10 protein-coding genes and 1 pseudogene are annotated in these 7,743 nt (G+C 57.1%); 9 read left to right on the top strand and 2 right to left on the bottom strand.

Annotation, left to right across the window (positions count from 1 at the left end):
* A pseudogene (locus ABYM29_RS08065) lies at positions 1 to 204 on the bottom strand (3-oxoacyl-ACP synthase); the annotation flags it as partial.
* 241 nt (positions 205 to 445) lie between these two features.
* Between ABYM29_RS08065 and ABYM29_RS08060 the strand changes: the two are divergent.
* From ABYM29_RS08060 to ABYM29_RS08030, 7 genes are all read left to right on the top strand, one after another.
* On the top strand, positions 446 to 1,024 hold the full coding sequence (locus ABYM29_RS08060; protein ID WP_372864218.1) for a TetR/AcrR family transcriptional regulator: 579 nt from the start codon (positions 446 to 448) through the stop codon (positions 1,022 to 1,024).
* Positions 1,025 to 1,336: 312 nt separating this feature from the next.
* Positions 1,337 to 1,507 carry a hypothetical protein gene (locus ABYM29_RS08055; RefSeq protein ID WP_372864217.1) on the top strand — a complete coding sequence of 57 codons (171 nt, stop codon included), beginning with the start codon at positions 1,337 to 1,339 and terminating at the stop codon, positions 1,505 to 1,507.
* A 133-nt stretch (positions 1,508 to 1,640) separates the two neighbouring features.
* Positions 1,641 to 1,820 (top strand): hypothetical protein, encoded by a 180-nt coding sequence (locus tag ABYM29_RS08050; RefSeq protein WP_372864216.1) that lies wholly within the window; start codon positions 1,641 to 1,643, stop codon positions 1,818 to 1,820.
* A 29-nt stretch (positions 1,821 to 1,849) separates the two neighbouring features.
* Positions 1,850 to 2,515: a GMP/IMP nucleotidase gene (gene yrfG, locus ABYM29_RS08045; protein WP_372864215.1), complete on the top strand. Its 666-nt coding sequence runs from the start codon at positions 1,850 to 1,852 to the stop codon at positions 2,513 to 2,515.
* A gap of 2 nt (positions 2,516 to 2,517) precedes the next feature.
* Complete coding sequence (gene hslR, locus ABYM29_RS08040) at positions 2,518 to 2,916, top strand: ribosome-associated heat shock protein Hsp15 (protein WP_372864214.1); 399 nt, start codon at positions 2,518 to 2,520, stop codon at positions 2,914 to 2,916.
* Positions 2,917 to 2,925: 9 nt separating this feature from the next.
* A complete protein-coding gene (hslO, locus tag ABYM29_RS08035; protein ID WP_372864213.1) occupies positions 2,926 to 3,777 on the top strand; it encodes an Hsp33 family molecular chaperone HslO in 852 nt (283 codons plus the stop codon).
* A gap of 170 nt (positions 3,778 to 3,947) precedes the next feature.
* Positions 3,948 to 5,498: a phosphoenolpyruvate carboxykinase gene (locus tag ABYM29_RS08030; RefSeq protein WP_372864212.1), complete on the top strand. Its 1,551-nt coding sequence runs from the start codon at positions 3,948 to 3,950 to the stop codon at positions 5,496 to 5,498.
* 92 nt (positions 5,499 to 5,590) lie between these two features.
* Here ABYM29_RS08030 and ABYM29_RS08025 read toward each other — a convergent pair whose 3' ends face one another.
* On the bottom strand, positions 5,591 to 6,370 hold the full coding sequence (locus ABYM29_RS08025; protein ID WP_372864211.1) for an alpha/beta hydrolase: 780 nt from the start codon (positions 6,368 to 6,370) through the stop codon (positions 5,591 to 5,593).
* A 281-nt stretch (positions 6,371 to 6,651) separates the two neighbouring features.
* Between ABYM29_RS08025 and ABYM29_RS08020 the strand changes: the two genes are divergently transcribed.
* Both ABYM29_RS08020 and ABYM29_RS08015 read left to right on the top strand, forming a co-directional pair.
* On the top strand, positions 6,652 to 7,098 hold the full coding sequence (locus ABYM29_RS08020) for a hypothetical protein (RefSeq protein ID WP_372864210.1): 447 nt from the start codon (positions 6,652 to 6,654) through the stop codon (positions 7,096 to 7,098).
* Between the two features lie 156 nt (positions 7,099 to 7,254).
* On the top strand, positions 7,255 to 7,731 hold the full coding sequence (locus ABYM29_RS08015) for a phasin family protein (protein ID WP_372864209.1): 477 nt from the start codon (positions 7,255 to 7,257) through the stop codon (positions 7,729 to 7,731).
* Positions 7,732 to 7,743 lie beyond the last annotated feature (12 nt).

Here is a 7,743-nt window from a genome sequence, read left to right as displayed (position 1 = left end):
GTCGAGGTCAGCGGCAGCCAGGGCGCGCTTGGCTGCCATACTGGCCAGGGTGGCGGTGGAAACGTGGGAAATACGCCTTTCTTTAATACCGGTGCGCGTGGAGATCCACTCATCAGAGGTATCCAAGAACGTCGTCAGATCCTCATTAGTCAGCACCGCCGGGGGAACACACTTACCCCAGCCCGTAATCGTTGCGTATGCCATGCGCCAATGTCCTCTTCAGTGATGAGCGGCATTATGCCGAGGCAACTCCCCGCTGTCACGCCAAGCAAATGGCGAAAAAATTTTCAGATTTGTGCAAAAACGGTCACTAATTCACAGCATGTAAGTACAATCCCTTAGGCAAATTGGTTATTTTCCGCTCATATACAAAATTACAGCGTGCTAGCATAGTGACACTTGAGCAAATAGTTAGAACCGTGTCGCAAATATAGAGCGTAGTGATATGAAAACGAATAAACGTTGGGGAAGTGGTGCCAGAGTTGATGACCTGGGTACCGGCAAAAAAATGCTGCTGGAAGCAGCCGTAAGCTGTTTCGCCGCCAAAGGCGTTAAATCTACGACGATTGAAGACATCGCCAATGTGGCAAATGTCACCCGTCGCACCGTTTACCGCTATTTCACCGGCAAATCCGACATTCTCGCCTCGCTAGTGGATATCGAACGCAATCGCATGTTTGAGCAGCTCAGGGATGTTGTCGCTGAATATCGCGATGACTTTCCACGCATGCTCGAAGAGTGCATTTGGTTCACGGCCAACTACCGCCCCGCTGAGGACAGCCATATTGGCGCCACCAGCGGCCGCAACGCCACAGAAATACTGCCGCATCTAGACAACGACGAGTCTGACCGGCTGTGGCGAGAGCTGCTGACCGAACCACTGCGCAACTACAACACTGCGACGGGCAAACAGCTGAGCATCGACGACTTGGTGCCGCTCACTGGCCGCCTGGCATTGATTTATCGCCAGCACCCGGTCAGCAAGAGCGAGTTCCACGCCAGCATGCGCGCCCTGCGCTTCTAAGCCTCGACAAGCCCCGCCAGCTGCCCCTGCGGCTGGCGCGCCCCAGTCGGCACTAAGACCCGCGCGACGCAATATGGTCACTAGGTAATTCCCACTAGCCACTACTCCGTATACTAGCGCTTGCACAACACTGCTAGGATGATTGCCAACAGCTGTCACCCCGGGAACACGATGACGCCAATCGCGCACAGTGTTTATGACAAGCAATGCCATCGAGCTGCATATCCACTCGACGACAGCCGCTCTATACGCTAAACCTCAGTAGTACAACAATAAGCTGACAGCGAATACAGCGTGCCTTGGGAGGCCACCATGCAACGCAAAGAAAGTAGCCCCAGCATATTCGGTAGCAAACGGGGCGCCAGCAAAATGATCGACAAACGCAATGAATCGCGTCGCGAATGGTGGCTCAACGTCGACTACACAGAAGAACTCAGTGACAAGCCAAAGAGCGACACATCCTCTGGGGGCTTGCGTCGTTAGACCGTGCACAGCACACACTTCAGCCCCGCGCTTCACTCATTAGGGGCTTTTCCCTATACTGCGCGGCAGCAGCGGCCACTAATGTAGCTATCCAGACGGCGCCCACTTCGGCGCGACAATCGAGGATAGTGTGATGGCAAAAACCCCCGCAACCACCCATGGCGTTTTCAACAAAGATTCGCGCGCAGGGCGCCCCATCGATCAGTTCCGCAGCAACCACGAAGAGTGGTGGTTGAATGTTAACTACGCTGAAATCATCGACATGAAAGATGCGATCAACCTCCACACCATGCGGAAAACCGTGGCACGCTAAACCCCGGCCGCGTAACGAGGGCGCGGACAATGATTAACTGGCAAGAGATCGACACCGTACTCCTGGATATGGACGGCACGCTTCTCGATCTGCACTTCGACAATTATTTCTGGACTCAACACCTGCCCCAGCGCTACACCGAGATTCACGGCGGCGACCTGCACACCGTGAGTCGCGAACTGATCGATCGCATTATGGCCGAGCGCGGCTCACTGAACTGGTACTGCCTGGACTACTGGTCGCGGGAACTACAGCTGGATATCACCGCACTGAAAACCGAAATCAGTCACCTGATCCGCATGCTGCCCAGTACCGAACGCTTTCTCAATGCTCTCCAGGCCAGTGGACGCGAGGTCTGGCTGGTCACCAACGCCCACCAGGCCGGCCTCGACATCAAACTGGAAAAAACCGGCCTGGGCCGCTGGATGCAGCGAATCATCAGCTCTCACGAACTGGCGCTGCCCAAGGAGGACGAGGCCTTTTGGCAGCGCCTCACCGAGCGCTGGCACTTCGAGCCACAGCGCAGCCTATTGATTGACGACACCGCCACCGTACTGGACTCCGCCGCCCGTCACGGCATTCGCCAGCTGCTGACCATGCGCCGCCCGGACAGTCGCGCCCCCCTGCGCGAACAGTTAAGCTATCCGGCCATTGAACACTTTGACGAAATACTGCCCATTCCTCCGCGAGACTGACATTGAACGACACACAACAACGCGTGCGCCTGGACAAGTGGCTGTGGGCAGCGCGCTTTTATAAGACTCGCAGCATCGCCAAACAAGCCGTGGACGGCGGCAAGGTGCACTACAACGGCGCCCGCTGCAAAGTCAGCAAGGACGTGGAAATAGGCGCCCTGCTAACACTGCGCACCGGCTGGGACGAACGCGAAATCGAGGTTGTCGCGCTTTCTGACCAGCGACGCGGCGCGCCCGAAGCCGCCTTGCTTTACCGCGAAACCGCTAGCAGCATCGCCAAACGCGAGCGGCTAGCCGCAGAGCGCAAGGCACTCGGCCCGGCTGCGGGCGTGCTCCGCAGCGAGCGCCCCAACAAAAAGCAGCGCCGCCAGATCCACCGCTTCCGCGAACAACAGGACTAAACAGCCACCATGAGCGACCACATCCACCGTTTCATCTTTGACAACAGCGACGTACGCGGCGCCCATCTGCGTCTGTCCGACAGCTATCGCGACATTCTCAGCAACCACCACTACCCACCGGCCGTCGCGCGTCTGCTGGGCGAATTCCTGGTCGCCGCAGCCCTGCTGAGCGTCACTATAAAATTTCGTGGCAGCTTGATACTGCAGGTACGCGGCAGCGGCGAAGTGCCACTGATCATGGCCGAGGCCAACTCCAACGGCGACATTCGCGGCATTGCCCGCGATGCCGGAGAGGCCTTGAGCGAAGACTTTCACACCCTGCTTGGCGACGCCCAGCTGGCCATCACCATCGACCCCGAGCGCGGCAATCGCTATCAGGGCATTGTCCGCCTCGACGGCGACAGCCTTGCCAGCTGCATTGAGGCGTATTTTCGTCAGAGTGAACAGCTGGCCACACGGCTGTGGCTGGACGCCGACGGCGAACACGCCGCCGGCATCTTGCTGCAAGAACTGCCCGAACAGCACAGCGACGACGCCACCTGGCAGCACCTCACCGCCCTCGCCGACACCGTACAGCCCGAGGAGCTGCTGACCCTGGACGCCGATCGCCTGCTCTACCGCCTCTACCATCAAGAGCCATTGCGGATATTCGAACCCAAAGCCTTGCGCTTTCAATGTCAGTGCAGCCCGCAACGCGTTGCCGCCGCGCTGGTTTCGCTGGGCCAACAAGAGCTGGAAGCCATTATCGCCGAACAGGGGCAAGTCGATAGTCATTGCGAATTCTGCCACCGCCAGTTCCACTTCAGCGCCACCGAAATCGCCGCGCTTTTTGGCGAAGCAGAGCCCCACACCCGGCATTGAGTGAAAAAAAACCAAAATCGGCTCCGATCCGCGCCTATCAGGGTTAGCGCCGCTAGGGGATTTTTGCAATAATAGCCGCCTTTTGAATCTGGCCACCCGCGCGGGGGGTTTACCCCGATCAACTGTGACCTCCTAAAGTCCCCATGGACGACGTGACAGGAAAACCAAAAATGAGTGCTGAAACAACTACTTACAAAGATTTAACCCCCGCCCAACTGATTGAGCAGGCGCTGGCGCGCGGCGAAGGTCAGCTGGCCGACACCGGCGCTCTGGTGGTTACAACCGGCAAGCGTACTGGCCGCTCGCCCGGCGACCGCTTTATCGTGCAAGAGCCCTCCACCGCCGACGCCATCGAATGGGGCGGGGTAAACCGCCCATTTGACGCCGCGAAATTCGACGCCCTGTGGAGCCGCGTGGAAGACTACCTGGCCGATCACGACCGCTTTGTCTCCAACCTGCACGTCGGCGCCCACGAAGACCACTACATCCCGGTGGTCGTCAACACCCAGACTGCGTGGCAGGGCCTGTTCGGCCGCAATATGTTTGTCCGCCCCGAGAAGTACAACCCCAAAGCTAAAGAAGAGTGGACCATCCTCAACTGCGCCGGCTTTGTTTGCGACCCCGAGCGCGACGGCACCAACTCCGACGGCTGCGTCATCATTAACTTCGCCCAGCGCAAGGTTCTGCTGGCCGGCATGCGCTACGCCGGTGAGATGAAAAAAGCCATGTTCTCTGTGCAGAATTTCCTGCTGCCAGAAAAAGACGTTATGCCCATGCACTGCTCGTCCAACGTTGACGAAGAGGGCAATACCACACTGTTCTTCGGCCTGTCTGGCACCGGCAAAACCACGCTGTCAGCCGACCCCAGCTGCTACCTGATCGGCGACGACGAGCACGGCTGGGCGAAGGGCTCGGTATTCAATATCGAAGGCGGCTGCTACGCCAAGACCATCAACCTGAGCCAGAAAAACGAGCCCATCATCTGGGACGCCATCCGCTTTGGCGCCATTGTTGAAAACGTGGTGATCGACCAGAACACGCGCACTGCCGACTACGACGACACCAGCCTGACCGAAAATGGCCGCTGCTGCTACCCGCTGGAAAATGTGGAAAAGCGCGTCATCGAAAACGCCGCCGGCGAGCCGAAGACCGTTATTTTCCTCACCTGTGACGTTTCCGGCGTACTGCCCCCGATCTCGATCCTGTCGAAAGAAGCGGCCGCTTTCCACTTCCTCAGTGGCTACACCGCTCGCGTGGGCTCAACCGAGCTGGGCGCCGAAGCCGGCATCCACCCAACCTTCTCTACCTGCTTTGGCGCACCGTTTATGCCGCGCCCGGCGGGTGAATATGCCGAGCTGCTGATGAAGCGCATCGCCGACTTCGACTCACAGGTCTACCTGATCAACACCGGCTGGACTGGTGGCTCGGGTGCCGCCGGTGGCACCGGCTCACGCTTCCCGATCCCAGTGACCCGCGCGGTGGTTGCGGCGGCGCAGAGCGGCGCATTGATCGGCGCCGAAACCGAGCAGCTGGATATTCTCAACCTGACCATTCCCACCGCCATCCCCGGTGTTGATGACAAATACATCAACCCGCGCAAGGCCTGGGGAGACAGCGCCGCCTACGACCAGGAAGCGGCCAAACTGGCTAAATTGTTCCAGGAAAACATCCAGAAATTCGATGTTTCCGAAGCCATTATTGCCGCCGGCCCCAAAAGCTGATGCCGCAGTAAGCAACAAAAAGGGCAGCCCTTGGGCTGCCCTTTTTTTGCCTTGCCGCAGCCCTGTCGCGCTACGCGGTCAACGCCCTGGCGCTATGCGGCGACCAAGTGGTCACTGACATCGAACAGGCGACGGCGCAGACCGGTTAACTCAAAGGGCTTCCACTGACCCTCGCGTTGAGCGAGGCGGTCCGACAGGGCGTAGAGCACCGCCAAATTATGTGTCATGCCCATATGACTGGCCGGCACACGCAGGTTTTCGCTCTGCGCACCCTGCTGCTGATGAATACAGTACTGCCAATCGACAATACCGTCGCTGGCACTGTACATCGCCGTGGAAGGCACCGGTGGCGCACTGCACCACTCCTCCCGCCAACCCAGCATCGGATCGTCCATGGCACCGGGATTAAGCGCCTCATAAAGCTTCAACACCGGACCGGATACGCCGCGCATTTCCGGGATATTAATCGGCGACCCCAAGGTAATGACCTGGCGAATATAATCGGGTTGGCGCTGCGCCAAACTGCGCGCATAAATGCCGCCGAGACTCCAGCCCACCACACTCACCTTGCGACAGTGGCGGCTGGCCAAATCTTTCACGTGGCGTTCAAAGGCCAAATACACCTGCTCGCGCAAACCGGTGTTCAAACCCTGTTCCCAACCATAGGCGTCAAAGCCTGTTTGGCGCAATGCCCGACGCATCATCGAGGTTGCGACATCGCTGGTCATAAAGGACGGTGCGATGACAACCGGGTGGCCATCGCCATTATGCAAATGCCGATGAAAACCGCGCAACGTAAACGCCGAAAAAATTTCAGCCAATGAGCGCAACTCTTTGGCAGTGCTTCGCGAAGCCGTACTGGTATTTTCCATTTGCGTCTCTCTTATTCTTTGGGGCATTACCGCGCTATTGCGCCACCCCTGTCACATTATCTAAACAATAAACTACAGCGCTGGCAATGCGAAAACACCACGCAATCATACCTAGGCCATGACTTTTTTTGCACATCCCGCCCGAACCTGCGTTTTAGTATGCCCTTTCTAATTTTTAAGCGTACTGTTCGACCCATGCAGCGAGACTACTGGCCAGCCGTTTGCCGCCGCCGCTGAAAAAAATCACATTTACGGGGTCTACCCCAAGAGAGGAAAGCATCATGAGCGACGCTAAAACTAACTTCGTAGAGAAAGCCAACACTGTAGCTAAAGACGTATTCCTGGCTCAACTGGGTCTGGCAGGCAAAGCTTTTGAACAAAGCCAAGAGCTGGTTAAGCTGACCGAAGAAAAAATCAAAGCTACCGAAGCCAAGTACAAAGATCTGTATGCCAAGCGCAGCGAAATCTTTGAAGGCCTGGTAAGCCGCGGCGAGCAAGTACAAAACGGCGCCATTGCCAAGTTCGAAGAAAGCAAAGAGCAGGTTGTTGCCAAAATCAACGAAACCAAGTCTGAAGCAACTGCCAAGTTCGAAGCGGTAAAAAGCGAATCTGTTGACGCTCGCATCAAAGAACTGCGCGAAAGCCTGGAAAGCAACCTGGAAAAAGTAAAAGGTCTGGTTTCTCGCAAAACTAACGACGCTGCAGCCACTGAAACTGCTGCATCGTAATTAAGCGTTAGGCGGCCTTCACGGCCGCACGACCACCCAGGTCCTTATCCTAACTATGCTTTGCACGGTGCGCCTTATGCTCATCGTGCTTTTTTATATCAGTGCGGAGCGCCCCTCTAGCTGATGCCGTAAAAAATTCGCACATTGGAGAATCACATGAGCAACGACAGCAAGAAAAGCCTGAAAGACGTTTCTTCCCAGGCCGGCGAGCTGGCCAAAAGCATTTGGCTAGCGGGTCTCGGCGCCTATGGCCGCGCCTATGACGAAGCTCAGGAAGTTTACGAAAAAGCGAGCAAAGACAGCCCACGCCTGTTCAAAGAACTGGTCGACAAAGGCAACAAACTGGAAGTTCAAGCCCGCGAAAAGCTTGGCGAAGCCAGCAGCATCGGTAAAACCATTTCTATTGAAGAGCGCATCAGTAAAATGCGCGCCAGCCTCGGTTTCGGCCACACCGCCAGCGCCGACGACCTGGTTCGCCTGGAAAAGAAACTGGACGCACTGAGCAAGAAAGTTGACGCGCTGAGCAAAGCGAGCAAAGCACCCGCTGCTGCCGCCAAGAAAGCGCCCGTTAAAAAGACTGCTGCCAAAAAGGCATCTGCGAAGAAAGCACCGGCAAAAAAAGCCGCTGAGTAATCGCCCCTGCGA

Origin of the sequence: Spongiibacter sp., from assembly GCF_041602295.1 — a bacterium.
Classification (GTDB): Bacteria; Pseudomonadota; Gammaproteobacteria; order Pseudomonadales; family Spongiibacteraceae; genus Spongiibacter.
The sequence above is the reverse complement of the archived record's forward strand: the minus strand, read 5'-3'. Positions and strand labels throughout refer to the sequence as shown.